Origin of the sequence: Sinorhizobium sp. CCBAU 05631 (genome assembly GCF_002288505.1) — a bacterium.
Taxonomy (GTDB): Bacteria; Pseudomonadota; Alphaproteobacteria; order Rhizobiales; family Rhizobiaceae; genus Sinorhizobium; species Sinorhizobium fredii_C.
In genome coordinates this window covers 933,420-959,198 of sequence record NZ_CP023064.1, presented here as the reverse complement: position 1 = coordinate 959,198, position 25,779 = coordinate 933,420, and the positions used below count along the sequence as shown (strand labels likewise).

The following is a 25,779-nucleotide window of genomic DNA, read 5'->3' as shown; positions in this document are numbered from 1 at the left end:
CCGAAAGACATGCGGGCGCGGCCGCCTTGGCCGCGCCCACCTCACTGATGCAGCAGACGGCTAGGCACGTCATACACCGAGCCTTTGCCGCTCGGTGATCCGCCAGGCCCGCGGCGTCATGCCGATGTGGCGGACGAAGAAGCGTGAGAAATAGGCTGCGTCCGAGAAGCCGAGGCGGAAGCTGATCTCCTGGACGCTCGCACGGGTGAAGACGAGCTGGCGCCTCGCGGCGTCCAGCAGCCGTCCGGCGATCACCTCGTGCACGCTCTGCCCGGCGACTGCGCGGACGACGCGATTGAGATGGGTCGGCGACAGGCCCAGCTCGCGCGCATAGTAAGCGGCCGGACGGTGGTCCAGATAGTGCTGCCGGAGCAGGGCGTCGAATCGTTCCATGCGCCGCTCGTTTTCGCTCTCCCCGGCTGGCCCGCTGTCGCGCGGCTCATCCGCGAGCCGCGCCGCCAATCCCAACACCGTCGTCAGATAGGCATCGAGCAGGCCGGTGCGGTGGCTGCGGCGCGCGTCCCATTCCTCGGCCAGGCGCTGCAATGTCTCGGCGATGTAGCGGCCGTCGTCGCTATCGCCGAGTGGCGTCAGGCGGGGTGTCGCCAGCCAGCCGCCGAGCCTGTTGCGGCCACCCGGCGCGACCGGCAGATGCGATGCGAGCACCGTGAACACGAAACCGTCGATATCAGCCGAAAAGCGGAAGCCATGGCTGACGGCGGGCGGGATGGTAATCACCGCCGGCGGCGAAATCGGCCTGGCCGTGCCGTCGAACAGCGCATCGCCTGAACCCTTGGCGATGTAGAGGATCTGAAAGAAGCTCTCGTGGCGATGAAGGCCGATCTCCCAGTGGTGCAGGCGGCTGCGCGAAGGGATTGTCTCGCAATGCAGCCAGAAATCCGGCCGTTCTCCGGATTCCTCGCCATAGAGCTCGTAGGTCGGGACAGGTCGCTTCATCTGGCTCACGCAGCATCGATGTTCGAGAAGTCCAATAACATGGCAGAAATGTCCATTGAGACAAGGGCCGGCGGCGCGCAAACTTCCCTGATAAAGGCCAATTTTGCAGCGGGCACATCAACGGCTTCGCCGGCTTGTATGGTGAGGAGATACATGCGAACCCAAGTCGTCATCATCGGTTCCGGCCCGTCCGGTCTGCTGCTTGGGCAATTGTTGACACTGGCGGGCATTGACAATCTTGTCCTCGACCGCGCCAGCAAGGAACACATTCTCGGCCGGGTGCGCGCCGGCGTTTTGGAGGAAGGCACCGTCCGGCTTATGGACGAGGCGCAATCGGGAACGCGGATGCATGCCGAAGGCCTCCCGCATGACGGATTTTCGCTCGCTTTCGACGGCCGTGATCATCGTATCGACCTCAACGGTCTGACGGGCGGCAAACGGGTGCTGATCTACGGCCAGACGGAGCTCACTCGCGACCTGATGGATCATCGCGAACAGTCGGGCGCGTCGTCGATCTACGAGGCGGCAAATGTGAAGCCGTATAACTTTGAGAGCCATGCACCTTACGTCACCTATGAAAAGGACGGAGTCACCCATCGGATCGATTGCGATTTCATCGCTGGCTGCGACGGCTTCCACGGGGTCAGCCGCAGGTCCGTGCCGGAGCGCGCGATCCGCGCCTATGAGAAGGTCTATCCCTTCGGCTGGCTCGGCATCCTCGCCGACGTGCCGCCAGTCGATCACGAACTGGTCTATGCCAATCACCCGCGCGGCTTCGCTCTATGTTCGATGCGGTCCTTGAGCCGCAGCCGGTACTACATCCAGTGCCCGCTCGACGAGAAGCTCGACGATTGGGACGACGAGCGTTTCTGGGACGAGTTGCGTCGCCGCCTGCCGATCCATCACGCCGAACGGGTGGTGACCGGTCCTTCCTTCGAGAAATCGATCGCGCCGCTTCGATCCTTCGTCGCCGAGCCGATGCGCTTCGAGCGAATGTTTCTTGTCGGCGATGCCGCCCATATCGTGCCGCCGACCGGGGCCAAGGGGCTGAACCTTGCGGCGAGCGATGTGCACTACCTGTTCGAGGGCTTGCTCGAGCACTATCAGGACCGCTCCAATGCAGCCGTCGACGCCTATTCGGCCCGGGCGCTCGCGCGTGTCTGGAAGGCGGTTCGCTTTTCCTGGTGGATGACGACGATGATGCACCGTTTTCCCGACACCAGCGAATTCGACCAGAAAATCCAGGAGGCCGAGCTCGACTATCTCACCCATTCGCGGGCCGCGGCGACGGCGCTCGCCGAGAATTATGTCGGGTTGCCGTTTTGACCTTGTGCTGATGCCGAGGGAAGGGAGGTTTGATAGAGGAGTATTCATAACTGTGCAGTTATGTGGGGCGGCCTATCTTTCATTATTCACCGCCGTCTCAGGTGGCAAACTGACGACGATCAATTCGCAGTTGATCTTGGACGGGCACCGGACGGGAGTGAGCCGGGTGCCGTGGGGAGGAAAAATGAAACGGACTATTCTCGCCGCCTTGGCGGCACTTACGATTGCGGGTGCAGCGCATGCCGACACGATCAAGGTCGGCGTCATCGGGCCGTTTTCCGGCCCGTTCGCGCTGCAGGGCAAGAACTTCAAGGCCGGCATCGATGCCTATATGGCGCTGAACGGCAGCAAGGTCGGCGACGACGACATCGAAATCATCTACCGGGACGTGCCGCAGCCCGATCCCGCTCAATCCAAGGCGCTGGCGCAGGAGCTCGTTGTCAAGGAAGGCGTGCAATATCTCGCCGGCTTCTATTTCACGCCCGACGCGATGGCGGTAACGCCGCTGCTCGAGCAGGCCAACGTGCCGCTCGTCATCATGAATGCCGCAACGTCGGCGATCGTCACCAAGAGCCCGCTGGTCGTGCGCACCTCGTTCACGCTCTGGCAGACCTCGACGCCGATCGCCAAGGTGGCGAAGGACGCCGGCGTCTCGAAAATCATCTCGGTGGTCAGCGACTACGGCCCGGGCGTCGACGCCGAGAACGCCTTCAAGAAGGGGTTCGAAGCCGCGGGCGGACAGATCGTCGAGGCGATCCGCATGCCGCTCGCCACCAATGACTTCTCGCCGATCATGCAGCGCATCAAGGATTCGGGGGCCGAAGGAGTCTTCGCCTTCCTGCCCTCCGGCCCGACGACGCTTGGCTTCGTCAAGTCCTTCAACGAAAACGGCCTAAAGGGCGCCGGCATCAAGTTCTTCGCACCGGGCGACCTGACGCAGGAATCGGACCTGCCGGCACTTGGTGAAGCTGCACTTGGGATCCAGACGACCTTCCACTACGCGGTCTCGCACGATTCGTCGGAAAACATGGCGTTCGTCGAGGCGGCCGGCAAGGCGATCGGCAATCCGGCCGAGCTTTCCTTCCCCTCGGTCGGCGCCTACGACGGCATGCACGTCATCTACAAGATGATCGAGGCGACGGGCGGCGAGCAGGACGCACAGAAGGCGGTCGAGGCCGTCAAGGGGCTTTCCTGGACGAGCCCGCGCGGACCGGTGTCGATCGATCCGGAGTCGCGCCACATCACCCAGAACATCTACCTGCGCGAAGTCGCCAAGGCCGAGGACGGCACCTATTATAACAAGGAGATCGCGACCTTCGAGAAGCAGGGCGATCCCGGTCTGGCGGCGCTGAAGTAGGCCGTTCGGGGAAAGGGATGCGGGGCCGCTGGCCCCGCCCTAGCGGAACAGGATGGGGTTAATGCAAACCGTCTTCAGCATAGCGGTCGACGCGCTCGCTTACGGCATGGTGCTGTTCGTGATCTCGATCGGTCTTTCCGTCACCATGGGCCTGATGCGCGTGGTCAACCTCGCCCACGGCGCCTTCGCCATGATCGGCGGATACATAGCCTCCTATGCCGCACGCGATCTGGGGCTCGGCTACGGTTTCGCGGTGCTCTTTGCCGTATTCGGAACGATCGCTATCGCCGTGCCGATCGAGCGCCTGCTTTACCGGCGCATCTACGGGGCTCCGGAACTCACTCAAGTGCTGATGACGATCGGCATCACCTTCTGCATCATCGGCATCGCCAATTACGTCTTTGGCCCTACGCTGAAGACCGTTCCCCTTCCTTCGGCGCTTCAGGGGTCGGTCGATCTCGGCTTCCGATCGATCGCCACGCACAGAATTTTTGCCATCCTTTGCGGCCTCTCCGTTGCCGCCGCCCTCTGGTACCTGATCGAAAAGACCGCCTTCGGCGTGAAGCTTCGGGCGGCCGTCGACAATGCCGCGATGGCGGCGGCGCTCGGCGTGCGCACCGAGATCGTCTATGCGGTGAGCTTCGCCGTTGCCGTCGGGCTTGCCGCGCTCGGCGGCGTCGTCGGCGCCGAACTGCTGCCGGTCGAACCCTATTACGCGCTACGCTACATGGTGACCTTCCTCGTCGTGGTTTCCGTCGGCGGCGCGGGGTCGATACCGGGTGCGTTGATCGCGTGCCTGCTGCTCGGCGGCATCGATACCGCCGGCCGCTATCTCGTGCCGGAATTCGGCGAATTTTTCTTCTACCTCGCGGTCATAGCCATCGTCTGCGTCTTTCCCCGCGGGCTTTCCGGAAGGACAAGTTAGTGACCATGGCAACGATGAACGATGCGATGACGAGCGCGCCCGGCAAAGGGCGCAAGCTCGCCCGCGATCTCGCCGGTCTTGCGGCAATTCTGCTCTTGGCCGTGCTCGGCTATCTCCTGTTTCCGAACAATCTGGCGCTGCTGACGCGTATCACCGCGATCGCGCTCCTGGTCCTGTCGCTCGATCTTGTTACCGGCTATTGCGGCGTGGCGACGCTCGGCCATGCCGCGCTCTTCGGGTCTGGCGCTTATGCGGCCGGAATTGCCGCGGTTCACTTCGGCATCACCGATCCGCTGCTGATGCTCGCCTGCGGCATTCTCGGCGGTGCTCTTGCAGGCCTCGTCTGCGGTATCGTCATTCTCAGGGCGCACGGTCTTCCGCAGCTGGTCCTGTCGATCGCGCTCATTCATCTGTTCCACGAGTTTGCCAACAAGGCCTCCTCCTGGACAGGCGGCAGCGACGGGCTCGCCGGCATCGCGCCCGATCCGCTGCTCGCTCACTTCGAATTCGACCTTTGGGGCCGCACCGCCTATGTCTTCGGCATTGTCCTGCTTGCAGTCGTCTTTACGATCTTGCGGCTCATCGTCCGTTCGCCTTTCGGCATGCTCTGCCGCGGCATCAAGGAGGACCCGATCCGCATCCGCGCCATGGGCGCCTCGCCGAAGCTTGCCTTGATGAAGATGTACGTCATTTCAGGCGCGGTTGCCGGAACGGGCGGCGCGCTCAATGCCATCTCGACACAGGTCGTCGGCCTCGACAGCCTGTCCTTCACGCTCTCGGCCGAGAGCCTTGTCATGCTCGTCCTCGGCGGCACCGGCTCGTTGTTCGGCGCGCTCACTGGCACGATCGTCTTCATGTTCTTTGAGGATGTCGTTTCCGCCGCCAACCCGTTTCACTGGCTGACCATGGTCGGCGCCCTGCTGATCGCCGTCGTCCTCTTCGCGCCGAAGGGTCTCTACGGCACCCTTGCCGGTCTGGCGTCCAGATGGCGGAGTACGCCCCGATGAGCGCGATCTTCGAAGTCAGGAACCTGAAGCGATCCTTCGGCGGTCTTGCCGTCACCAACGACGTCAGCCTCGCCATGGCACCGGGCGACCGCGTCGCGCTGATCGGCCCGAACGGCGCTGGCAAGACGACCTTGGTCAATCTCGTGACCGGCAACCTGGCGCCCGATTCCGGCGATGTCCAGCTCGGCGGCGAGAGCATCACACGCATCGACGCGATCGGGCGGGTGCAGCGCGGCCTGGTACGCTCGTTTCAGGTGACGCGCCTCTTCCAGGAGATGACGCCTGCCGAACACGTGGCTCTTGCGGTGTTGCAACGCGACGGACGGGCGGGCCGCCTGTTCGGCCATTTCCTCGCCATGCCCGACGTCATGGCGGAGGTCGGCGAACTGCTCGGCAAGCTCGGGCTACGCGAGCTGATGCACCGGCCGGTCAGCGAAATCGCCTATGGCCAGCAGCGGCTATTGGAAATCGCCGTAGCGTTGGCGCTGAAGCCGAAGGTGCTCCTCCTCGACGAGCCGGCGGCCGGCGTGCCGCAAAGCGATACCGGCCGCATCGAACAGGCGCTAGCAGACCTTCCGGCCGATCTCGCCGTGTTGATGATCGAGCACGACATGGACCTCGTCTTCCGCTTTGCCAAGCGCGTCATCGTGCTCGCCGCAGGCACGATAATCTTCGACGGCTCGCCGTCGGACGTCACTAAGGACCCGCGCGTGCGCGAAGCCTATCTCGGGAGCTATGCCAATGCCGGCCACGCCGCTTGAAGTCGAGAACCTGTCGGCCGGCTACGGGCCGACGCGGGTGCTGGAAGGGATCTCCTTTTCGGTGCCTGCCGGGGCGCGGCTCGCCGTGCTCGGCCGCAACGGCATGGGCAAGACGACGCTGCTCGCCACGCTCGCCGGCCAGACGCGGCGTTACGACGGACGCATCCGGATCGGCGAGACGGACGTCACGGCGATGCCGAGCGCCTCTCGCGCGTTGAAGGGCCTCGGTTTCGTGCCGCAGGCGCGCTGCGTCTTTCCGACGCTGACGGTGGAGGAAAACCTCTTCGTCGGCCTCAAGGGACGCCCCAAAAACGCGCTCAAGGAAGCCTACGAGATGTTTCCGCGTCTCTACGAGCGCCGCAAGAATCTCGGTTCCCAGCTCTCCGGCGGCGAGCAGCAGATGCTGTCGACCGCCCGATCGATCCTCGGGCGTCCCTCCGTCCTGCTCCTCGACGAACCGCTCGAGGGGCTGGCGCCGGTCATCTGCGAGGAACTGATGAAGGCCTTCGCCGAACTTGCAAAGGTCGGCGACATGACGATCCTGCTCGTCGAACAGCGCATTCAGAGCGCGCTCGATTTCGCCGACCACGTCATCGTTCTCGAGCGGGGAAGGCTCGCGTGGAGCGGAACGCCGGCGGCGCTGACGAAGGATCACACGGCCGTCGAGCGGCTTCTGGGAGTCGGCGGCTTGCATTAGCCGCCGTCCGATCGGCGCTGTGGGCCGCTTGGTCGTATCGCCGACTTAAGGAGGATTTTCTCAAGGAAATCCGGCGGAATGCCCTCAAAAATTTGAAAGTCTTTCGCTTTCGCCGTCGAAATGGGCGGCTAGCGATCATGCGCGCGACGCCGCACAATTAGGGCGCTGCATGGGTATCCCATCCGGCGCGGCCCAATGGTCGCCACGACCGCCCGACGAAGAATTCCGGAGAGGGGTCAAAAATGCAACGGCCGGACGCTGGAGGAGCAGCGACCTGGCCTCTGTTGTTCGGCTGCGTCGAGATGACGGCTGCCAAGGGAGGAAATATGCTTGAGCGACTGTTCAAACTGAAAGAGCACGACACGACGATCCGCACGGAGGTGGTCGCCGGTCTCACGACATTCCTGACGATGTCGTACATCATCTTCGTAAACCCCGATATCCTGTCGACCACCGGCATGGACCGTGACGCCATTTTCGTCGCAACCTGTCTGGCGGCAGCGCTTGGTTCCGCCGTCATGGCGCTCGTCGCCAACTGGCCGATCGGCATGGCGCCCGGGATGGGCCTCAATGCCTTCTTCGCCTTCACTGTCGTTGCCGCCCTCGGCTTCACCTGGCAGCAGGCCCTCGGCGCGGTGTTCATCTCCGGCCTCATCTTCCTGTTCCTGACGGTCACCGGGGTCAGAAGCTGGCTGATCGCCGGCATCCCGCATTCGCTGCGCAGCGCCATCGCGGCCGGTATCGGCCTGTTCCTCGGCATCATCGCGCTCAAGAACGCCGGCATCGTTGTCGACAATCCGGCAACGCTGGTCGGCCTCGGCGACCTCAAGCAGACCGGGCCGCTGCTCGCCATTCTCGGCTTTTTCGTCATCGCAGTGCTCGACTCGCTGAAGGTCCGGGGCTCGATCCTGATCGGTATTCTCGTGGTCACGATCCTGTCCATGTTCCTCGGGGTTTCCGAGTTCAAGGGCGTGGTCGCGGCGCCGCCGAGCATCGCTCCGACCTTCATGCAGCTCGACATCATGGGCGCGCTGCATGGTGGCCTCGTTCACGTCATCCTCGTCTTCGTGCTCGTCGAGGTCTTCGACGCTACCGGTACGCTGATCGGCGTCGCCAAGCGGGCGAAACTCGTCGAAGAGGGCAAGCCGAACCGTCTCGGGCGCGCCCTGCTTGCCGACAGCTCGGCGATCATCGCCGGCTCTCTGATCGGCACCAGCAGCACCACGGCCTATGTCGAGAGCGCCTCCGGCGTGCAGGCGGGCGGCCGGACGGGTCTGACGGCGCTCACCATTTCGGTGCTGTTCCTTGCCGCCCTCTTTATCTCGCCGCTGGCGGCCGCCGTTCCGTCCTATGCAACGGCGCCGGCGCTGCTTTACGTGGCCGGGCTGATGATGCGCGAGCTCACCGAAATCGAGTGGGACGACCTGACCGAAGCGGCACCGGCGGCGCTGACCGCGATCGCAATGCCCTTCACCTACTCGATCGCGAACGGGCTGGCTTTCGGCTTCGTGAGCTACGTGGTCCTGAAGATCTGCACCGGCCGCTGGAGCGTCATCCATCCCGCCACGCAGATCGTCGCCGCCCTTTTCGTCGTGCGATTCGCCTTCTTTGGCGGTTGACGGAGTTCTGGAGGGGCGACCAACGCCCCTCTCATGACAAAACGAAATCGGCCGGACCCGTCATATTGCGGGTCCGGCCGATTTTCGTTCAACAAGCAATCGGCTGAAGATGGCGGGTTAAGCCGGCAGCATCTCGCGAAGCCGCAGCAGGGCGATTCTTTCCACCTGACGGCAGGCGGTCTCGAACTCCGTCTCGCGGTTGTTGCCGATGCGGCTTTCGAAGGCGGCGAGGATGTCGTCCTTGCTGCGGCCCCTGACCGCAATAATGAAGGGGAAGCCGAACTTCTCGACATAGGACGCATTGAGCGTCGTGAAGCGCTCGCGCTCGCCGTCCGTCAGCGCGTCGAGTCCGGCTGAGGCCTGCTCGTTGGTCGAGCTCTCGGTCAGGCGCTTTGCCTGGGCGAGTTTGCCGGCGAGGTCCGGGTGGGCGTTGAGCACCGCAAGCCTTTCCGCATCGCTCGCCTCTCGGAAGACCGCGGTCAACGCCGCGTGCAGGCCGGTCGCCGTGTCGGTTGCTGGAGAAAGCTCGCCGGCGAAGGCGCGCTCGGCGATCCAGTCCGAATGATCGAATATGCCGCCGAAGCGGGCGACGAACGCCTCTTCGGAAAGCAGGAACGGGCGGTCGCCGTGCGGCCGGAACGGATAGGCCTCGGCCCAGTAGCGGGCGATGTCGATCCGGCGCGCCAGCCAGACCTTGCCGTGGCTCTTCACATAGTCGATGAAGCGGGCGAGTGCCGCGGCCCGGCCCGGCCGGCCCGCGAGGCGGCAGTGAAGGCCGATGCTCATCATCTTCGGCGACCCTGCCTTACCCTCGGCATAGAGAACGTCGAAGCTGTCCTTCAGATAGCTGAAGAATTGGTCGCCGCTGTTGAAGCCCTGTGCCGTCGCGAAACGCATGTCGTTGGTGTCGAGCGTATACGGAATGACGAGCTGATGCCGGTCCTGATGCTCGTGCCAATAGGGCAGGTCGTCGGCATAGGAGTCGGAAACATAGTCGAACCCGCCGGCTTCGGTGACGAGGTCGAGGGTGTTTTCCGAACAGCGGCCCGTATACCAGCCGCGCGGCCGTTCGCCGGTGACGATCGTGTGGAGCCGGATCGCCTCGGCGATTTCGGCGCGCTCCTGTTCGACACTGAAATCCTTGTGCTCGATCCATTTCAGTCCGTGCGAGGCGATCTCCCAGCCGGCATCCTGCATAGCAGCGACCTGCGTCGGCGATCGCTTCAGCGCGGTCGCGACGCCATAAACGGTGACCGGCACCTGACGTTCCGTGAAAAGCCGGTGCAGTCGCCAGAAGCCGGCCCGCGCGCCATATTCGTAGATCGACTCCATGTTCCAGTGGCGCTTGCCGGGCCAGGCCTGGGCGCCGACGATTTCCGACAGAAACGCCTCCGATGCCGCATCGCCGTGCAGCACGCAGTTTTCGCCACCCTCTTCGTAATTGACGACGAATTGTACGGCGATCCGTGCTTCATTCGGCCAAACGGCCTTTGGACTGGGGCCGTATCCCAGGAGATCACGGGGATATCTCATGCAACTTTCCTCCTGATTTTGTCGCTGGATAGCCAGTCGTAGCGAGAAATCCGCAGGCTCATTCCCCTCGAAAAATTTGAAAGTCTCGAAGCTCGCGCCCGCTACACAAAGGGACCGGCGCTTTGGATACTTCAGCCGTTGAGAGTGAGTGGGAGGAGCGACACGCATGCGATCTCGAGGCGGAAACCCCGGGCGTCTGACGACCCATGTGCTGGACACGGCAAGCGGCAAGCCTGCGGCGAAGCTGCGCATCGACCTTTACCGTCTGGATGGCGAGTGGCGGGAGCATCTCGTCTCGGCCCGGACGAACGACGACGGCCGCTGCGACGAGCCGCTGCTCAGCGGCGAGGCGATGACGACCGGCATTTACGAGTTGCGCTTCCATACCGGCGAATATCTAGGGGCCGAGAGCGGCAGCAATCCGTTCCTCGATCTCATCCCGATCCGCTTCGGCATTGCCGATCCAAACGCGCATTACCACGTGCCGCTCCTGCTTTCCCCCTACGGCTATTCCACCTATCGCGGGAGCTGACCGGCCATGACGACCGAAATCCGCAATACGATCCGCTTCCTCCTGAACGACCGGCAGGTCGAGCTTGCCGATGTCTCGCCGGTCCAGACGATGCTCGATTTCCTGCGCATCGACCGCAATCTGCGCGGCACCAAGGAAGGCTGCGCAGAAGGCGACTGCGGCGCCTGCACGGTGCTCGTCGGCCGCCTTTACGACGGCAGGCTGAAATACGAATCCGTCAATGGCTGCATCCGTTTCGTTGCCTCGCTCGATGGCTGTCATGTCGTCACCGTCGAGGCGCTCGCCGAGCCGAATGGGCCGCTCCACCCGGTGCAGCGGGCGATGGTCGACACGCACGCGTCGCAATGCGGCTTCTGTACGCCGGGCTTCGTCATGTCGCTCTACGGTCTCTGGATGGAAAACCCAAGGCCCAGCGTCCAGGAGATCGAGAAGGCGCTGCAGGGCAATCTCTGTCGCTGCACCGGATATGCGGCGATCATTCGCGCCGCCCAGGCGATTTCGTCAATCGGCGAGGTCGGAAAGGACCCGCTGGTTGCCGAGCGCGAGAAGATCGCCGGCCAGCTTGCCGCCCTCAGGGACGGCCGCCGCGTCGAGATCGGCAACGAGGCCGATCGCGTGGTGCTGCCGGCTTCGCTCGACGATTTCGCTGATGTCCTGGAAAGCAACCCAAAGGCGACGATCGTGGCCGGCTCCACCGATGTCGGGCTTTGGGTAACGAAATTCATGCGTGATATCGCCCCGGTCGTCCACCTCTCGCACCTCGAGGAATTGCGCCGGATCTCCGTCGACGATGAGGGCATCACGCTCGCGGCCGGTGTGAGCTACACCGAAGCCTATACCGTGATCGTCCGCCACCTCCCGCAATTGCGCGAGCTCTGGCACCGGATCGGCGGCGAGCAGGTGCGCAACATGGGTACGATCGGTGGCAATATCGCCAACGGCTCGCCGATCGGCGATACGCCGCCGGCGCTGATCGCGCTCGGCGCCTCGGTGACGTTGCGGAAGGGCGGGGCCCGACGGACGGTGCCGCTTGAATCCTTTTTCATCGAGTATGGCAGGCAGGACCGTCATCCAGGCGAATTCGTCGAGTCCGTCCATATCCCGTTCCTGAGCGGCGCCGACCGGTTTGCCGTCTACAAGGTTTCCAAGCGGCTCGACGAGGATATTTCCTCCGTCTGCGGCGCGTTCCGCGTGACGCTCGATAGCGAGGGCAAGGTTGCGGATGCGACGATCGCCTTCGGCGGCATGGCCGGCACGCCGAAGCGCGCGGCGAATGTCGAGGCCGCGCTCAAGGGGCGAGGCTGGACCGGTGCCGCGATCGAAGCGGCCGTCGGCGCCTTCGAACAGGATTTCACGCCTTTGACCGATTGGCGTGCCTCGGCGGATTATCGCATGCTCGTCGCCAAGAACCTCCTGCGTCGCTTCTATCTGGAGACGCAGGATAAAGGGATTGTCCGTATCGACCGCACGGTTGCGGTGGCTGTCTAGGAGGGTGGACCGATGAATGTGATGCAGCCCATCGACCGCATCCGCGGCGGCGTCCACGAGCAGGAGCGGCACGAATCCGGTCACAAGCATGTGTCGGGCACGGCCGAATATATCGACGACATGGCGGAGCCGGCGGGCACGCTGCACGGCTATCTGGGGCTCTCCCAGCGCGCCCATGCGGAAATCCTGTCGATCGATTTCGAGGCGGTGGAGAGCAGCCCCGGCGTCGTCGGCATCCTCACGGCTGAGGATATTCCCGGCGAGAACGACATCAGCCCGGCCCACAAGCACGACGACCCGGTTTTTGCGACCGGCAAGGTCGAGTTCCATGGTCAGCCGATCTTCGCGGTGATCGCCACCTCGCGCGACGCCGCCCGCCGGGCCGCGGCAAGGGTGAAGATCGAATATCGCGACCTTCCGCATGTGACCGACGTCGTCGAGGCGGCGGCCGCCAATTACCCGCTGGTGATCGATCCCCTGAAACTCGAGCGCGGCGATATCGACGCCGGCTTTGCCAAGGCGAAGAACATCGTCCAGGGCGAGATGCGGATCGGCGGCCAGGACCACTTCTATCTCGAAGGACACATCTCCTTCGCCATTCCCGGCGAAGACGACGAGGTGACCGTCATCGCCTCGACACAGCATCCGAGCGAGACGCAGCACATGGTCGCCCAGGTGCTCGGCATTCCGTCGAACGCGATCACCGTGAATATCCGCCGCATGGGCGGCGCCTTCGGCGGCAAGGAGACGCAGGCCAATCTCTTCGCCGCGGTTGCTGCCCTTGCCGCAAGGAAATACCGTCGCCCGGTAAAAGTGCGTCCCGACCGCGACGACGACATGACGGCGACCGGAAAGCGCCACGACTTCCACGTCGACTACAGGATCGGCTTCGACGACGATGGCCGCATCGCGGCGGTGGACGCGGTCTTTGCGGCGCGCTGCGGATTCTCGGCCGATCTCTCCGGTCCCGTGACCGACCGAGCGCTGTTCCACGCCGACAATTGCTATTTCTACCCGAATGTCCGGCTGCGATCGCGCCCGCTGAAGACGAACACGGTGTCGAACACCGCCTTCCGCGGCTTCGGCGGACCACAGGGCATGGTCGGCGGCGAGCGGATGATCGAGGACATCGCCTATACGCTCGGCAAGGATCCGCTCGAAATCCGCAAGCTGAATTTCTACGGCGGCGAAGGGCGCAACCTGACGCCCTATCACCAGACGGTTGAAGACAACATCATCGGCCGGGTCATCGAGGAACTCGAAGCCTCGGCCGACTATGCCGCCCGGCGTGAGGTGGTGCTCGCCTTCAACCGCGAGAACCATGTGATCAAACGCGGCATCGCGCTGACGCCGGTCAAGTTTGGCATCTCCTTCACCAAGACCGAATACAACCAGGCCGGCGCTCTCATCCATGTCTATACGGACGGTTCGATCCAGCTGAATCACGGCGGCACCGAGATGGGGCAGGGGCTCTATACCAAGGTCGCCCAAGTGGTCGCGGATGAGTTCCAGGTCGACCTCGACCGCATCAAGGTCACGGCGACCTCGACCGGCAAGGTGCCGAATACCTCGGCGACGGCGGCCTCCTCGGGCTCGGACCTGAACGGCATGGCGGCCGCCAACGCGGCGCAGCAGATCAAGGCACGGCTCGTCGGCTTCGCGGCGCAGCGGTACGGCGCCAGCGAAGCGGATGTTGCCTTCGAGCCGAACGTGGTGCGGATCGGCAGCGAGCGCATCGCCTTTGCCGACTTCATCAAATCAGCCTATGCGGCGCGGGTGCAGCTTTCGGCGGCCGGCTTCTATAAGACGCCGAAGATCCACTGGAGCCGCGCGGAAGGCCGGGGCCGCCCGTTCTACTACTACGCCTACGGTGCCTCCTGCTCCGAAGTCAGCGTTGACACGCTGACCGGCGAGTACCAGGTCGAGCGTACGGACATCCTTCATGACGTCGGCAAGTCGCTCAATCCGGCACTCGATCTCGGCCAAGTCGAAGGCGCCTTCGTGCAGGGCATGGGCTGGCTGACGACGGAGGAATTGTGGTGGGACGCGAAGGGACGGCTGCGCACCCATGCGCCGTCCACCTACAAGATCCCGCTCGCCTCCGACCGCCCGCGCATCTTCAACGTGCGGCTGGTGGAATGGTCGGTCAATCGCGAGGAGACCATCCGCCGATCGAAGGCGGTCGGGGAACCGCCCTTCATGCTGGGGATTTCCGTCCTGGAGGCGATATCCATGGCAGCGGCAAGCGTTGCGGAGTATCGTATTCCGCCGCGCATCGATGCCCCGGCAACACCGGAACGGGTGCTGATGGCGATAGAGCGGCTGCGCGCCGCGACGCGCGGCAAGGCGGATGGGTGACCGGCATGACGGGCAGAGAGGACATTCGACAGTTTCTGAGCGGGGAAGCGGCCTGCATTCTCGTCGAGGTGTCGGGAGCGGCGGGCTCGACGCCGCGCGATACGGATGCCTGGATGCTCGTCTCGAAGGAGCGCACCTTCGCCACGATCGGCGGCGGTCAGCTGGAATATATGGCGATCGACCATGCCCGCCGATTGCTCAAGGGGACGGCCGCTGATGACCGGCTGACGATCCCGCTCGGTCCGGAGATAGGCCAATGCTGCGGCGGGCGTGTGGCGCTGGCGTTCACGGCTGTCGATCCGGAAACCCGGGCGGCATTGATCGAGCGCAGCGACACGGAAATCGCCCGCCGGCCGCATGTCTATGTCTTCGGGGCGGGCCATGTCGGCGATGCGCTCGCCCTGGCGTTGTCGTTTGTGCCGGTCAGGACCGTACTCGTCGACACCCGCGAGGACGAACTGTCGGCGGTCGGCGTGCAGGGCATCGAAACCTGCCTGACGGCGATGCCGGAGGCGGTCGTCCGCGACGCCCCGCCGGGGAGCGCCTTCGTCATTCTCACGCACGATCATGCCCTGGATTTCTTGATCGCCGCGGAAGCGCTTGGCCGCGAGGATGCCTCATATGTCGGCATGATCGGCTCGAAGACAAAGCGGGCCACCTTCAGGAACTGGCTCTCGCGCGATGTCGGCCGCCCCGAACTCTTCGGCCGGCTCGTCTGCCCGATCGGCGGCAGCGCAGTCAAGGACAAGCGGCCCGCCGTCATCGCTGCACTCGCCGCGGCCGAGATCATGACGGCGGTCCTCACGCAGCAGCCAAAGGGCACGTTGGCGGATGAGCCGAAAAAAGCCGACATGCGGGTTTCGACCGGCACCGTCTCCTCCAGGAAATGACGGATGTTCATTAGCCACTGCATGACCCCCTTAAATCGAAATCGATTTGAGGATCATGCAGCAATCAAAGTGCTACAGCGACTTTAGCGCGTCCGATTGGACGCGCGGCGCTGTAGGAGTGAGGCCGTCAAGCAGGAAGTCCAGGCCCTTCCTGAAAGCGCCGTCCCAATCATTATCCAGCAGCAGGCGAGAGCGCTCGATCGTTGGGTAGTGTTCGCTGAGACGCGCAAGGCGCTGCTGCGCCGCGGCCCTGTCCTCGTCCGAGAGGTCGAAGTTCGCCCGGGTGATGGTGGCTCCCATTACATAGTTCCAGAGCGACCATATCGCGACGTTCAAATCTGCATCCGCTACACCGGCGCCGGACAGGGTCTTGCTCAAGAGTTCCAAACGATTGAGGATGTTCGGGCCGAGCGCCCGGCGCGGCAGCAGCGATGCCGACCACGGGTGGCGCAGCATGGTGGCGCGCCAGTCTTCAAGCATATGAACGACTTGCCCGCGCCAGTCTCGAGACGCAGCTATTTGTGCCGGTCCGCGATATTCGAGCACGGAATCGAGCGCCAGATCGAAGACCTCTTCCTTGTTGTCGACGTGCCAATATAGGCTCATCGCGCCCGAGCCGAGGCGATCGGCCAGCCGACGCATCGTCAACCCGTCGATCCCTTGAGCGTCCAGCAGTTCCACCGCGGTCGCCACGATCCTTTCGAGGGAGAGAGGCGGTTCGCTGCGCTGCTCTTGCGCGGACGGGAGCGACACGTCTTTCCGTTGAGAGCGGTTGATCCGAGCATCGCTACGTTTGGCTGCCATCCGTCTTCCCTGCCGATCAGACCGTCGATTTAAACCGACAATGCAACGGATGTCGATGCTCGGCGATTGACTCGTACGGTGTACGATGCGATGGAATCGTACGCCGTACGAGTCACTCATACGGCAATGTCTGGAAGTTCAATCCTGCAGGCCGCCAGGGAGCGTTGCTCACGGTCTTCAGAGCCAAGAGAAAACCATGTCACGCGCAATCAAGCATCTTATCGGAGGGCTCATCATCATGACCATGGGAATTCCCACTGCAGCGACGGCGAATGATCTCAAGCTGACCATCGTCAATCCGCAAAACCTCTACGACCCCACGCCGAACGGCTACAGCACGGCGGTGATCGTGCCCCGCGAAGGCCGGGTGGCCTACATCTCCGGACAGGGCGGCCAGGACAGCACCGGAGCCTTGTCACCCGATTTCGCCGTCCAGGTTAAGCAGGCCTACGCGAATTTGCGCAGTGCCCTCGATGCGCTCGGCGCAAAACCGGATCAGGTTGCCAAGCTTACGGTCTTCGTGGTCGATCACGATATGTCCAAGCTTGAGGTGCTGACCAGGAACGTCAAGGACATGTTCGGCGAGGCGCTACCGGCGCAGACTCTCATTCCGGTACCGAAGCTTGCAATCGACCCCATGCTCTTCGAGGTCGAAGCCGTGGTCGTTCTGAAATAGTGACGCTATCGAGCCGTTCGGCGGAACGACGCCGAATGGCCGTTTCCTAAATTTTGCCACCGTAGTGCATGCGAGAGTGGAGCCGAGCAGTCACCCGCGAAACCCGACTGACGCAAGAGACGACATGAAGTCGAACGGTCACACTTTGAGCCTTCCTCAATGCTGAAGAAGTAAGCTTGTTTTCTACCGCCGCACGTTCGCCAAATTCCCCTTGACTTGTTTATGACAGTCTTATGACAGGGGCAGGAGCGATGAGCCGCGAGAATGTTGTGTTTTTCTGTTCGGTAGCCGCCGGAATAGCCTTGTTCTTCGCCCTCGGTCTTTCACGGCCGGATTTGTTGGTCGAGGATAACCTCGTGGAAAATCTCGGCGCCATGGGTTTTGGCACAGCATCTCTGCTCGCATTAGGAACGGCGATTCGAAGGCGCGTGTTCTTGTCCTCAATTGAGACGATCACCCTAGTCTGCACCAGCGGATTGTGTCTGATACTGTTCCTCAGCGAGATAAGTTTCGGCGCCCGCATATTTGATGTGCAGATGCCAAAAATGCGCGGCGGAGGCGAGTTCGACGGCGGTCATGATATCGTCATTGTAGTCTTCCGGCTCTTGAGAGACTCTGGGCCCGCGGGCTACCTTGCGGCAGCGACTGGGGCGCTGCTTTGCCTGACCGTGACGGTCGTGCTTCTTTACGCGTTTCAACGAACGGTTTGGGCTATCCTGCATCGAATTTTCGCACGGGCGTTTGAATGCCGCTTAGCCGTGGCTGTCGCGATGCTTGCCAGTGCCGTGACGCTCGATCTCGTGACGTCATACAAGGCAGCAATCCTGGAAGAAGTCCTCGAGTTCGGCGCCGGTGGCGTGTTGATCCTTGCGGTTACCGCATTGTGGCGAGAAACGGGAAGCGAGGCGGTCGAACACGCGCCGCCGGGTTCCTCCCGTACGGGCGATCAAAATGCTCCGTCCGTGGGTGCTCGACGAGCCGACCACCTCGACAGGCACTCACCAAATGTTAGGAGGCCCTCACGCCTGCGCGACAAGTGTATGATGGTAGACCGGAAGAATGCCTGAAGTCATGGAGACCACTCGGCTTCCGAGGAGAATAGGCAGCCCGGTCAAGAACCTGAAACCTGATTCAGGTAATACGCCAGCTATCAAACATTCCCACGGACAGCGAAAACGGATGTTTCCGCCTGTCGGCCGCCGATATCATGTCTTGGGCCCCACGGTATGGCGGCCGTTCTCGCTAGCCGTAGCGGGGTGCCTGCTTCCCACCCCAAGCGGGAGTTCGTCTCCGCGACTAGCGTCGCCACCAAGTCGCTACAAGTACTCCTTCGCCTAGTTGCGTTTCCGGACGAGGCTCTCGTTCCGCCCCGACCCACTCTACGTCACACTCTCCTCCAGCCGCGCCGTCGCGGGCTCGGCCAGCATCTTGCCGATCAGCCGCTGACAGCGCTCGGCCATGAAGTCGATGATCAGGCGCACCTTGGGATCCTGAAACCGTTTGTGCGGGTAAATGGCCGCGAGCTGTGCGCCGAGCGGCGGCGCGTCTTCAAGGATCGGCACGAGCGTGCCATCGTTGATATGCTGCTTCACTTCGAAGAGCGGCTTGTTGATGATGCCGCGGCCGTCGAGCGCCCATTGGGTCAGAACGTCGCCGTCGTCGGAATCGTAGGGACCGCCGACCTCGAACTTGCGTACCCCCTCCGGCGTCTGCAGCGTCCAGTAATATTCCTTCGATCCGGGATAGCGCAGCAGCAGACAGTCGTGGTGCTCGGTGATGAGCTCGTCCGGCGTCCTTGGAACGCCGCGCTTCTCGAGATAGCTTGGAGCGCCGCAGAGCACGCGATCGCAATTCATGATGCCGCGCATGCGCAGGTTGGAATCCTCGAGAATTCCGAGCCGGAAGGCGACATCGATGCCTTCGCTCAGGATATCGACATTGCGGTCGGAAAGCCGCAGCCGCACCTCGATATCCGGATAGCGGTCGTGGAATTCGGGAACGCCCGATGCGATCAGCCGCCGACCTATGCCGAGCGGCGCGGTAATGCGCACGGCGCCCTTGGGATTGCGCGACAGATCGGCGATGGCGCTTTCCGCCTCGTTCACCGCCTCGAGGATCTTTACGGCACCGTCATAGAAGACGCGGCCATGCTCGGTCGGCGTCAGTTTCCGGGTCGTGCGATTGAACAGGCGCACGCCCATATGCCGCTCCAACTCCTTGATTCTGTTGCTTGCGACGGCCGGGGTTACCCGCTGGTCGCGGCCCGCGGCCGACAGCGTTCCAAGTTCCACGACGCGCACGAAGACGCGCACATTATCGAGATAGGACATGCTCCCGCCTCCGCTCCTCCGGGTCCAGACTACCGCGCCTGCCAGGCGCTATTTTATAGTTTTTTTTGAAAGAGTTGGTGATCTCGCGGCATTTCTCGCGCCTCCAAGCAATGACACATAATGCGGCCCAATGCATGTCGCCCGAAAGTGCGTAAGCGGTTTTGGGACAACGGCATGCATGAAGACAAAGATCTAAAGCGCGTCACGTCAACTCGTTTGAACGCGACGCACTTTAGAGAAATGGGAGGCCTCTATGTACGAATATGCCATTGCCTGGGACTGGTTGACATTCGCGGTGCGGTGGCTGCACGTCATTACCGGCATTGCCTGGATCGGCTCGTCGTTCTATTTCGTCGCGCTCGACCTCGGCCTCAGGCAGCGGCCGGACCTGCCAGCCGGAGCCTATGGCGAGGAGTGGCAGGTCCACGGCGGCGGCTTCTATCACATCCAGAAATATCTCGTCGCGCCGGAAAACATGCCGGAGCACCTGATCTGGTTCAAATGGGAATCCTACGTCACCTGGCTTTCCGGCTTCGGCATGCTGGCCCTCGTCTATTATGCGGGCGCGGATCTCTATCTGATCGATCCGAGCGTGCTCGACGTGTCGAAGCCGACGGCGATCGCCATCTCGCTGGCGTCGCTCGCCTTCGGCTGGCTCGCCTATGACACGATCTGTCGTTCGCCGCTCGGCAACGACAACACCCGCCTGATGGTGCTGCTCTATTTCATCCTCGTCGCCGTCGCCTGGGGTTATACCCAGCTCTTCACCGGCCGCGCCGCCTATCTGCATCTCGGCGCCTTCACGGCGACGATCATGTCGGCGAACGTGTTCTTCATCATCATCCCGAACCAGAAGAAGGTGGTCGCCGATCTCATCGCCGGCCGCACGCCGGATCCGGCTCTCGGCAAGCAGGCCAAGCAGCGTTCGACGCACAACAACTACCTTACGCTGCCTGTTCTGTTCCTGATGCTGTCGAACCACTATCCGCTCGCCTTCGGCACCGAGTACAGCTGGATCATCGCCTCGCTGGTGTTCCTGATGGGCGTCACCATCCGCCACTGGTTCAACACGCAGCACGCCCGAAAGGGCGCCCCGACCTGGAGCTGGCTGGTCACCGTGCTCCTCTTCATCGTCATCATGTGGCTTTCGACGGTGCCCAAGGTTCTGACCGAGGGAAGCGAGGCGAGGGCGTCGAGCGCGGAGCGGGCGGTCGTGGCCGCGGCGGACTTTTCGAAGGTGCGTGACACGGTGCTTGGCCGCTGCTCCATGTGCCATGCGCGGGAGCCCGGCTGGGAAGGCATCGTCGTACCGCCCAAGGGCGTCATCCTCGAAAGCGACGGCGATATCGTCGAGCACGCCCGCGAAATCTATCTGCAGGCGGGGCGTTCGCACGCCATGCCGCCCGCCAATGTCACCGGTGTCACCGAGGAGGAACGGCAGTTGCTGGCCACCTGGTACGAGACAGCCGTGAAGGAAGGAACGATTCAATGAATGACTTGCTGATCCGCGGCCGCGTGCTGACCTTCGTCAAGGAGCCCGAGGGCATCGACGATGCGACCGCCTACCGCTATCACGAGGACGGCGCCGTTCTCGTCCGCAACGGCAAGGTTGCCGATGTCGACACCTATGCTGACGTGGCGAAACGGACCGGCCGCGGTATCAGCATCGCCGATCATCGCCCTCATCTCGTCCTGCCGGGTCTCATCGATACGCACCTGCATTTCCCGCAGACGCAGGCGATCGCCTCCTATGGCGCCCAGCTTCTGGAATGGCTGAACACCTATATCTTCGTCGAGGAACAGAAGTTCAGGGAGCGCCGGCACGCCGACTTCGTCGCCGGCCGCTTCATGGACGAGCTTCTCGCGAACGGCACGACGACGGCCGTCGCCTATTGCTCGGTCCATCCGGAAAGCGTCGACGCCTTTTTCACGGCAGCCGAAGAGCGCAACATGCTGATGATCGGCGGCAAGGTGATGATGGATCGCAACGCCCCCGAGGCGCTTCGTGACACGCCGCAGAAGGGTTATGACGAAACGAAGCACCTGATCGGCAAGTGGCACGGCCGGGGGCGGGCGCATTACGCGATCGGTCCGCGCTTCGCCATCACCTCGACGCCCGAGCAGATGGAGATGAGCCGGGCGCTCGTCGCCGAACATCCGGACTGCTACGTGCAGACGCATCTTTCCGAGAACAAGGACGAGATTGCCTTTGCCACCTCGCTCTATCCGGAAGCGAAGGACTATACCGACATTTACGCCCGATATGAGCTTCTGGGCCGCAAGACGCTGCTCGGCCATTGCATCTATTTGAGCGACCGCGAGATATCGGTGCTTGCCGAGACCGGCGCCGTCGGCGTGTTCTGCCCGACCTCCAACCTGTTCCTCGGCAGCGGCCTGTTCGATCGCGACCGCTTCGATAAGCTCGGTGCCCGCCATTCAGTCGCAACCGATGTTGGCGCCGGAACGAGCTTCTCGATGCTGGAAACGCTGGACGAAGCCTATAAGGTGCTCCACCTTCAAGGCCAGCGGCTTTCGCCGCTCCGCTCCTTCTACATGATGACGCTCGGCAACGCCCGTGCCCTCGACCTCGAGCATCGCATCGGTTCGCTGCATGCCGGCGCCGACGCCGATATCGTCATTCTCGACAGCGGTGCCAAGCCGGCGATGGAACTCAGGATGCAGGTGGCATCCTCACTTGCCGAAGAGCTCTTCGTCCTGCAGACGATGGGCGACGATCGCTGCGTCGCGGAAGTCTATGTGGCGGGGCAGCCAATGAAGCACGGCAGGAGAGGACAAGGCAAGAACTTGGCCCCGAAGAAGGCGGAACTGGTTTAAAGGCCGGAGGCCGGCAGATCCGGCCCCCGTTTCGAACGGGAAGAAGCGATGGAGCGGGATGAGGCCCGTCGCCGAATTTCTGCACCTCGCCCCCCGTTTGCCCCAAGCCGAAGTGCCGACATCGCCGGCGCTTTGGCGGAATTTCTTCGCCGCTAGGCGGCGTGCTTGTCGCCCTTGATCTGCTTGTTCACCTCGCCGGCGGGCAGCGCGCCGGCCTGCTGGATATCGATGCGCCGCGGCTTCATCTGTTCCGGAAGCTCGCGGACGAGATCGATCGTCAGCAAACCGTTGGTGAGGTTTGCGCCGGTGACCATCACATGGTCGGCAAGCTGGAAGCGGCGCTCGAAGTTACGAGCGGCAATGCCGCGATAGAGATACTCCGCATTGTCCTCGCCGACCTTCTCACCGCTGACGACGAGCAGCCGCTGCTCGTGCGTGATGGTGAGTTCGTCCGGGCTGAAGCCTGCAACCGACATCGCTATGCGATACTGGCTCTCGCCAACGCGCATGATGTCGTAAGGCGGCCAGTTGTCGGCCGGCGCCATGCGGTTTGCAGAGTCGAGCAGTTCGAACAAGTGGTCGAAGCCCACGCTGGAGCGTGACAGCGGCGAAAAATCGAAGGTTGTTCTCATAGCCATATCCTCCTTGAGCAACATGGACGATGAGGAGCGCCGAAGAGGCCGGAGCTCCTCGACTGTGAGACCCCTGAAAGGCGGCCCACACGATCGATTTAGTTACTCGAACCATGGATTCAAGAGGCATTTCACGCCCATTTCACCGCTTCTCGGGCGCCCCGCGGCGGCCTGGAGAAGAAGTGCGCGGCTCGGGCTTGTCGGGTTCTTGAATCTGGCTTTTCGACGCCAAATATCTCTGTGCGTGCGATCCATTGACGGCATCAGAAAGGAGGAAAAAATGCTTCTCAATGAGATTCCCTGGAGGATTCCGCTGACAGTGCGCCTCTCAAACGGCCTGGAACGGACCTTCACCTCAGTTTACGAGGCTGTCGATTTTCTCGAGAACGAGTGGCCGCTGCGCAAAGGAGAGCGCTACGAGCGCGCGCTGCGCACCTGCCTGCGGGCACTGAACAGGATGACACCGGCGGCGGTGGCCCGGGAGGCCTTCATCGCGGCCTGCCTGGAGGCGGGCATGCCGCTCGTTATGGTGACGCCGCGCCACGAACCGCGAAGCGCTGAAGCAAAGACTGCGATATCAGCCTGATGAAGGGAATGATTGGTCGGAAGCGCTCCGGCCTTCCGATCAATACCTAACGTCGCTTTATACCCGGACATTGAGCATCATTCGACAAAAACGCGCACCGTAGAGGCCCGGCCCAGCGCGTCGATGACCGTCAGGGTCGAATAGCCGCCGCCGTCGGGCAGCCATTGGCTGACGCGGCGGCGCGTCACGTCCGGCAGCGGGCGGCCGTTCGCCAGCCAGCGGAACGGTGCCCGGCCGCCTTGCAGTTTCAGGGTCAAAGGGATTATTGCCTGGCCGGCGGCGGCACCAAGCTCGACACGCGCGCCTTCCGGCGGAAAGACGATCCGCGGCGCGGCTTCACGGATGGATGTGGACGGCAGGCCGTTCGCCGTCACTGAGAAGCGCCTTTGACCGATCGGTAGGTCGGCCTGCCCCAGGCGAATGGCGCCGGCCGGCGCGTCCGGCAGCGCGGTGATGGCGATGCCGGCCTTGGCAAAGCCTTCGAACAGGATCGGAGCGGCTGCGCCATAGCCGCTCAATCCGGGGACGGCGCCGTTGTCCGGCCGCCCCGCCCAGACGCCGAGCACGTAGCGGCCGTCGAAGCCGACCGACCATGCATCGCGATAGCCATAGCTGGTGCCCGTCTTGTAGGCGATACCGTGCTGACGGGTTCCGGCCGGAGGCAGCACGCCGGAGAGGATGTCGGCGACCTGCCAGGTGGCGACCGTCGAAAGCAGCGGCTCGCCGTCGATCAGCCCCGGCTTGCCTTCGATGCCGTCGCCGAGCCGAACCGGCCAGCCGCGATTGGCAAGCCCGGCATAGAGCTGAACGAGGTCGCGAAGCGTGATGCCGACGCCGCCAAGGCCGATGGCCAATCCCGGCGCTTCGTTCGGCGGCAGCTTCGGGTGCACCTCGGCGCGGCGGAAGCGAACCATCAGACGCGACGGCCCGACTGCGTCGAGCAGCCGAATCGCCGGCACGTTGAGCGAAAGCTGGAGCGCCTCGCGCACGCTGACATCGCCCTGGTAGCTCATGTCGAAGTTGCGCGGCCGATAGCCGAAGAAATCCGCCGGCCGATCCTCGATGATCGTCTCCTGGCTGACGATGCCTTCCTCGAAGGCAAGCCCGTAGATGAAAGGCTTCAGCGTCGATCCGGGCGAGCGGGTGACCCGCGCCATGTCGATCCAGCCGGAGCGGCTTGCGTCGAAATAATCCGCCGAGCCGACCTCGCCGACGATCTCGCCGGTCCTCGCATCGGCCATCACCATTGCTACCGACACCTTCGGTCCCAACCGCTGCGCCCCCTCCCGCGCTACCGTTTCCAGCCCGCGCTGGATGTCGCGACGGAGCGTCGTCTCGTGGCGGAGCGCCTTCGGCTCCTTGCGGAGCGCGGCTTCCGCCAGATGCGCCGCATGGGCCGGCAGCTGCAGGCGGCGGGTCGGTATGGCGGTCATCGCCGCACGCTCAGATTCGCCTTGGCCGATGACCTTGGCGACCGCGGCGCGGCCGAGCACCCGTTCTCGCGCGGCATCGGCGGCCGCCAGGTTGCGGTCCGGGCGACGCTTCTCGGGCAATTGCGGCAGCGCGACGAGCAGGGCCGCCTCGCCGACCGCGAGGCGGCGCGGCTCCTTGCCGAACCAGGCAAGGCTTGCGGCACGCACGCCTTCGAGATTGCCGCCATAGGGGGCATGGGTGAGATAAAGGGCGAGGATCTGATCCTTGCCGAGCCGCCGCTCGATCTGGATGGCGCGCGCAACCTGCAACAGCTTTGCCGCCCATGTCCGCCGCTCGCGCGGCTCGATCAGCCGCGCCACCTGCATCGAGAGCGTGGAGGCGCCGGAAACAATGCGGCCATTGGTGACGAATTGCAGTGCCGCCCGTCCGAGCGCCAGCGGATCGACGCCGTGGTGCTCGTAAAACCGCTGATCCTCATAGGCGACCAGCATGTCGAGGAAACGCGGGTCGACATCATCAACCCTCGTCTTCAGCCGCCAGCGGCCATCCGGCGTAGCGAAGGCGCGCAAGAGGTGTCCATCCTTGTCGAGAACCTCGCGGGAGAAGATCTGGGCGCGCTCAAGTGGCGGCGGGAAGGTTCGGTCAGCCCATTCTAGGCCGATCGCCACAAGTCCAGTCATGATAAGGACGATCGCCAGCGTGATCAGGGCACGTACTGGGGAACGCGTTGGGCTTCGAGGAGCATCGCAATGGATCGGGCCGGCGCTATCCCCCTCTGTCCTGCCGGACATCTCCCCCACAAGGGGGGAGATCTGCTTCCAAAACGCGTCGAACTTGGTGGTTCCGTCTACAATCGGCGGACGCGCCTTGAGCGCGATGCCGGTTGTGGAGCGAGCGGTCGCATCCCCGATCTCCCCCCTTGTGGGGGAGTTGCCCGGCAGGGCAGAGGGGGGTGATGCCGGGCCGACGCCCTGGCGGCACAATCCTATTCGCTCAAGAAACCGCCCCGGCACACCGATAATGAACTGTCGC

General features: G+C 63.4%; 23 protein-coding genes. 16 read left to right on the top strand and 7 right to left on the bottom strand.

Annotated elements, in window-relative coordinates; all coding sequences use genetic code 11:
• Positions 1 to 69 precede the first annotated feature (69 nt).
• Both SS05631_RS23960 and SS05631_RS31140 read right to left on the bottom strand, forming a co-directional pair.
• Positions 70 to 957 carry a helix-turn-helix domain-containing protein gene (locus SS05631_RS23960; RefSeq protein WP_037416948.1) on the bottom strand — a complete coding sequence of 296 codons (888 nt, stop codon included), beginning with the start codon at positions 955 to 957 and terminating at the stop codon, positions 70 to 72.
• 5 nt (positions 958 to 962) lie between these two features.
• Positions 963 to 1,112 (bottom strand): hypothetical protein, encoded by a 150-nt coding sequence (locus SS05631_RS31140; protein ID WP_157213163.1) that lies wholly within the window; start codon positions 1,110 to 1,112, stop codon positions 963 to 965.
• Between SS05631_RS31140 and pobA the strand changes: the two genes are divergently transcribed.
• From pobA to SS05631_RS23925, 7 genes are all read left to right on the top strand, one after another.
• On the top strand, positions 1,111 to 2,283 hold the full coding sequence (gene pobA / locus SS05631_RS23955; protein ID WP_037416950.1) for a 4-hydroxybenzoate 3-monooxygenase: 1,173 nt from the start codon (positions 1,111 to 1,113) through the stop codon (positions 2,281 to 2,283). The two genes, SS05631_RS31140 and pobA, sit on opposite strands and share 2 nt — an antisense overlap.
• Positions 2,284 to 2,467: 184 nt before the next feature.
• On the top strand, positions 2,468 to 3,640 hold the full coding sequence (locus SS05631_RS23950; RefSeq protein ID WP_037416952.1) for an ABC transporter substrate-binding protein: 1,173 nt from the start codon (positions 2,468 to 2,470) through the stop codon (positions 3,638 to 3,640).
• A gap of 61 nt (positions 3,641 to 3,701) precedes the next feature.
• The gene (locus SS05631_RS23945) at positions 3,702 to 4,565 is read left to right on the top strand and encodes a branched-chain amino acid ABC transporter permease (protein WP_037416953.1); all 864 of its coding nucleotides are present in this window, start codon (positions 3,702 to 3,704) and stop codon (positions 4,563 to 4,565) included.
• A gap of 5 nt (positions 4,566 to 4,570) precedes the next feature.
• Positions 4,571 to 5,572, top strand: a complete 1,002-nt coding sequence (locus SS05631_RS23940; RefSeq protein ID WP_037416993.1) for a branched-chain amino acid ABC transporter permease — start codon at positions 4,571 to 4,573, stop codon at positions 5,570 to 5,572.
• Positions 5,569 to 6,333 carry an ABC transporter ATP-binding protein gene (locus tag SS05631_RS23935; RefSeq protein WP_037416955.1) on the top strand — a complete coding sequence of 255 codons (765 nt, stop codon included), beginning with the start codon at positions 5,569 to 5,571 and terminating at the stop codon, positions 6,331 to 6,333. Before SS05631_RS23940 ends, SS05631_RS23935 begins: the two co-directional genes overlap by 4 nt.
• Positions 6,314 to 7,030 (top strand): ABC transporter ATP-binding protein, encoded by a 717-nt coding sequence (locus SS05631_RS23930; RefSeq protein WP_037416957.1) that lies wholly within the window; start codon positions 6,314 to 6,316, stop codon positions 7,028 to 7,030. Before SS05631_RS23935 ends, SS05631_RS23930 begins: the two co-directional genes overlap by 20 nt.
• Before the next feature lie 326 nt (positions 7,031 to 7,356).
• Positions 7,357 to 8,649: an NCS2 family permease gene (locus tag SS05631_RS23925; RefSeq protein ID WP_037416995.1), complete on the top strand. Its 1,293-nt coding sequence runs from the start codon at positions 7,357 to 7,359 to the stop codon at positions 8,647 to 8,649.
• A 117-nt stretch (positions 8,650 to 8,766) separates the two neighbouring features.
• Here the strand turns inward: SS05631_RS23925 and puuE are convergent, their stop codons facing one another.
• Positions 8,767 to 10,182, bottom strand: coding sequence for an allantoinase PuuE (puuE, locus tag SS05631_RS23920; protein ID WP_037416959.1), 1,416 nt, complete (start codon positions 10,180 to 10,182; stop codon positions 8,767 to 8,769).
• 166 nt (positions 10,183 to 10,348) lie between these two features.
• Between puuE and uraH the strand changes: the two genes are divergently transcribed.
• The 4 genes from uraH to xdhC are packed head-to-tail and all read left to right on the top strand — an operon-like array spanning position 10,349 to position 15,450.
• Complete coding sequence (uraH, locus tag SS05631_RS23915; protein ID WP_037416962.1) at positions 10,349 to 10,714, top strand: hydroxyisourate hydrolase; 366 nt, start codon at positions 10,349 to 10,351, stop codon at positions 10,712 to 10,714.
• A 6-nt stretch (positions 10,715 to 10,720) separates the two neighbouring features.
• Positions 10,721 to 12,202 carry a xanthine dehydrogenase small subunit gene (gene xdhA / locus SS05631_RS23910; protein WP_037416966.1) on the top strand — a complete coding sequence of 494 codons (1,482 nt, stop codon included), beginning with the start codon at positions 10,721 to 10,723 and terminating at the stop codon, positions 12,200 to 12,202.
• 12 nt (positions 12,203 to 12,214) lie between these two features.
• Positions 12,215 to 14,560, top strand: a complete 2,346-nt coding sequence (gene xdhB / locus SS05631_RS23905) for a xanthine dehydrogenase molybdopterin binding subunit (RefSeq protein ID WP_095678080.1) — start codon at positions 12,215 to 12,217, stop codon at positions 14,558 to 14,560.
• 5 nt (positions 14,561 to 14,565) lie between these two features.
• Positions 14,566 to 15,450, top strand: a complete 885-nt coding sequence (gene xdhC / locus SS05631_RS23900) for a xanthine dehydrogenase accessory protein XdhC (protein WP_234820230.1) — start codon at positions 14,566 to 14,568, stop codon at positions 15,448 to 15,450.
• A gap of 72 nt (positions 15,451 to 15,522) precedes the next feature.
• Here the strand turns inward: xdhC and SS05631_RS23895 are convergent, their stop codons facing one another.
• Positions 15,523 to 16,254, bottom strand: coding sequence for a TetR/AcrR family transcriptional regulator C-terminal domain-containing protein (locus SS05631_RS23895; protein WP_050988214.1), 732 nt, complete (start codon positions 16,252 to 16,254; stop codon positions 15,523 to 15,525).
• A 196-nt stretch (positions 16,255 to 16,450) separates the two neighbouring features.
• On the opposite strand from SS05631_RS23895, the gene SS05631_RS23890 reads away from it, so the two are divergent.
• The gene (locus tag SS05631_RS23890; protein WP_037417007.1) at positions 16,451 to 16,930 is read left to right on the top strand and encodes a RidA family protein; all 480 of its coding nucleotides are present in this window, start codon (positions 16,451 to 16,453) and stop codon (positions 16,928 to 16,930) included.
• 251 nt (positions 16,931 to 17,181) lie between these two features.
• Positions 17,182 to 17,997, top strand: coding sequence for a hypothetical protein (locus SS05631_RS23885; RefSeq protein ID WP_037417010.1), 816 nt, complete (start codon positions 17,182 to 17,184; stop codon positions 17,995 to 17,997).
• Positions 17,998 to 18,309: 312 nt separating this feature from the next.
• Here SS05631_RS23885 and SS05631_RS23880 read toward each other — a convergent pair whose 3' ends face one another.
• Positions 18,310 to 19,260 (bottom strand): LysR family transcriptional regulator, encoded by a 951-nt coding sequence (locus SS05631_RS23880; protein WP_037417012.1) that lies wholly within the window; start codon positions 19,258 to 19,260, stop codon positions 18,310 to 18,312.
• A 253-nt stretch (positions 19,261 to 19,513) separates the two neighbouring features.
• Here SS05631_RS23880 and SS05631_RS23875 point away from each other — a divergent pair, with 253 nt between their 5' ends.
• Entirely contained in the window at positions 19,514 to 20,752 is a 1,239-nt protein-coding gene (locus SS05631_RS23875; protein ID WP_037417015.1) for a urate hydroxylase PuuD, read from the top strand.
• The gene (guaD, locus tag SS05631_RS23870; RefSeq protein WP_037417017.1) at positions 20,749 to 22,095 is read left to right on the top strand and encodes a guanine deaminase; all 1,347 of its coding nucleotides are present in this window, start codon (positions 20,749 to 20,751) and stop codon (positions 22,093 to 22,095) included. The genes SS05631_RS23875 and guaD overlap by 4 nt, the downstream gene beginning before the upstream one ends.
• 152 nt (positions 22,096 to 22,247) lie before the next feature.
• Here guaD and SS05631_RS23865 read toward each other — a convergent pair whose 3' ends face one another.
• The gene (locus SS05631_RS23865) at positions 22,248 to 22,727 is read right to left on the bottom strand and encodes an Hsp20 family protein (RefSeq protein WP_037417059.1); all 480 of its coding nucleotides are present in this window, start codon (positions 22,725 to 22,727) and stop codon (positions 22,248 to 22,250) included.
• A 280-nt stretch (positions 22,728 to 23,007) separates the two neighbouring features.
• Between SS05631_RS23865 and SS05631_RS23860 the strand changes: the two genes are divergently transcribed.
• A complete protein-coding gene (locus tag SS05631_RS23860; protein WP_037417020.1) occupies positions 23,008 to 23,313 on the top strand; it encodes a DUF982 domain-containing protein in 306 nt (101 codons plus the stop codon).
• A gap of 77 nt (positions 23,314 to 23,390) precedes the next feature.
• Here SS05631_RS23860 and pbpC read toward each other — a convergent pair whose 3' ends face one another.
• Positions 23,391 to 25,427 carry a penicillin-binding protein 1C gene (gene pbpC / locus SS05631_RS23855; protein WP_245369168.1) on the bottom strand — a complete coding sequence of 679 codons (2,037 nt, stop codon included), beginning with the start codon at positions 25,425 to 25,427 and terminating at the stop codon, positions 23,391 to 23,393.
• Between the last annotated feature and the right edge of the window lie 352 nt (positions 25,428 to 25,779).

What these genes read in the sequence shown, in the direction of transcription:
- SS05631_RS23960 (WP_037416948.1), bottom strand. Translation starts at nt 957, where the DNA reads ATGAAGCGACCTGTCCCGACCTACGAGCTCTATGGCGAGGAATCCGGA.
- pobA (WP_037416950.1), top strand. Translation starts at nt 1,111, where the DNA reads ATGCGAACCCAAGTCGTCATCATCGGTTCCGGCCCGTCCGGTCTGCTG.
- SS05631_RS31140 (WP_157213163.1), bottom strand. Translation starts at nt 1,112, where the DNA reads ATGTATCTCCTCACCATACAAGCCGGCGAAGCCGTTGATGTGCCCGCT.
- SS05631_RS23950 (WP_037416952.1), top strand. Translation starts at nt 2,468, where the DNA reads ATGAAACGGACTATTCTCGCCGCCTTGGCGGCACTTACGATTGCGGGT.
- SS05631_RS23945 (WP_037416953.1), top strand. Translation starts at nt 3,702, where the DNA reads ATGCAAACCGTCTTCAGCATAGCGGTCGACGCGCTCGCTTACGGCATG.
- SS05631_RS23940 (WP_037416993.1), top strand. Translation starts at nt 4,571, where the DNA reads ATGGCAACGATGAACGATGCGATGACGAGCGCGCCCGGCAAAGGGCGC.
- SS05631_RS23935 (WP_037416955.1), top strand. Translation starts at nt 5,569, where the DNA reads ATGAGCGCGATCTTCGAAGTCAGGAACCTGAAGCGATCCTTCGGCGGT.
- SS05631_RS23930 (WP_037416957.1), top strand. Translation starts at nt 6,314, where the DNA reads ATGCCGGCCACGCCGCTTGAAGTCGAGAACCTGTCGGCCGGCTACGGG.
- SS05631_RS23925 (WP_037416995.1), top strand. Translation starts at nt 7,357, where the DNA reads ATGCTTGAGCGACTGTTCAAACTGAAAGAGCACGACACGACGATCCGC.
- puuE (WP_037416959.1), bottom strand. Translation starts at nt 10,182, where the DNA reads ATGAGATATCCCCGTGATCTCCTGGGATACGGCCCCAGTCCAAAGGCC.
- uraH (WP_037416962.1), top strand. Translation starts at nt 10,349, where the DNA reads ATGCGATCTCGAGGCGGAAACCCCGGGCGTCTGACGACCCATGTGCTG.
- xdhA (WP_037416966.1), top strand. Translation starts at nt 10,721, where the DNA reads ATGACGACCGAAATCCGCAATACGATCCGCTTCCTCCTGAACGACCGG.
- xdhB (WP_095678080.1), top strand. Translation starts at nt 12,215, where the DNA reads ATGAATGTGATGCAGCCCATCGACCGCATCCGCGGCGGCGTCCACGAG.
- xdhC (WP_234820230.1), top strand. Translation starts at nt 14,566, where the DNA reads ATGACGGGCAGAGAGGACATTCGACAGTTTCTGAGCGGGGAAGCGGCC.
- SS05631_RS23895 (WP_050988214.1), bottom strand. Translation starts at nt 16,254, where the DNA reads ATGGCAGCCAAACGTAGCGATGCTCGGATCAACCGCTCTCAACGGAAA.
- SS05631_RS23890 (WP_037417007.1), top strand. Translation starts at nt 16,451, where the DNA reads ATGTCACGCGCAATCAAGCATCTTATCGGAGGGCTCATCATCATGACC.
- SS05631_RS23885 (WP_037417010.1), top strand. Translation starts at nt 17,182, where the DNA reads ATGAGCCGCGAGAATGTTGTGTTTTTCTGTTCGGTAGCCGCCGGAATA.
- SS05631_RS23880 (WP_037417012.1), bottom strand. Translation starts at nt 19,260, where the DNA reads ATGTCCTATCTCGATAATGTGCGCGTCTTCGTGCGCGTCGTGGAACTT.
- SS05631_RS23875 (WP_037417015.1), top strand. Translation starts at nt 19,514, where the DNA reads ATGTACGAATATGCCATTGCCTGGGACTGGTTGACATTCGCGGTGCGG.
- guaD (WP_037417017.1), top strand. Translation starts at nt 20,749, where the DNA reads ATGAATGACTTGCTGATCCGCGGCCGCGTGCTGACCTTCGTCAAGGAG.
- SS05631_RS23865 (WP_037417059.1), bottom strand. Translation starts at nt 22,727, where the DNA reads ATGAGAACAACCTTCGATTTTTCGCCGCTGTCACGCTCCAGCGTGGGC.
- SS05631_RS23860 (WP_037417020.1), top strand. Translation starts at nt 23,008, where the DNA reads ATGCTTCTCAATGAGATTCCCTGGAGGATTCCGCTGACAGTGCGCCTC.
- pbpC (WP_245369168.1), bottom strand. Translation starts at nt 25,427, where the DNA reads ATGACTGGACTTGTGGCGATCGGCCTAGAATGGGCTGACCGAACCTTC.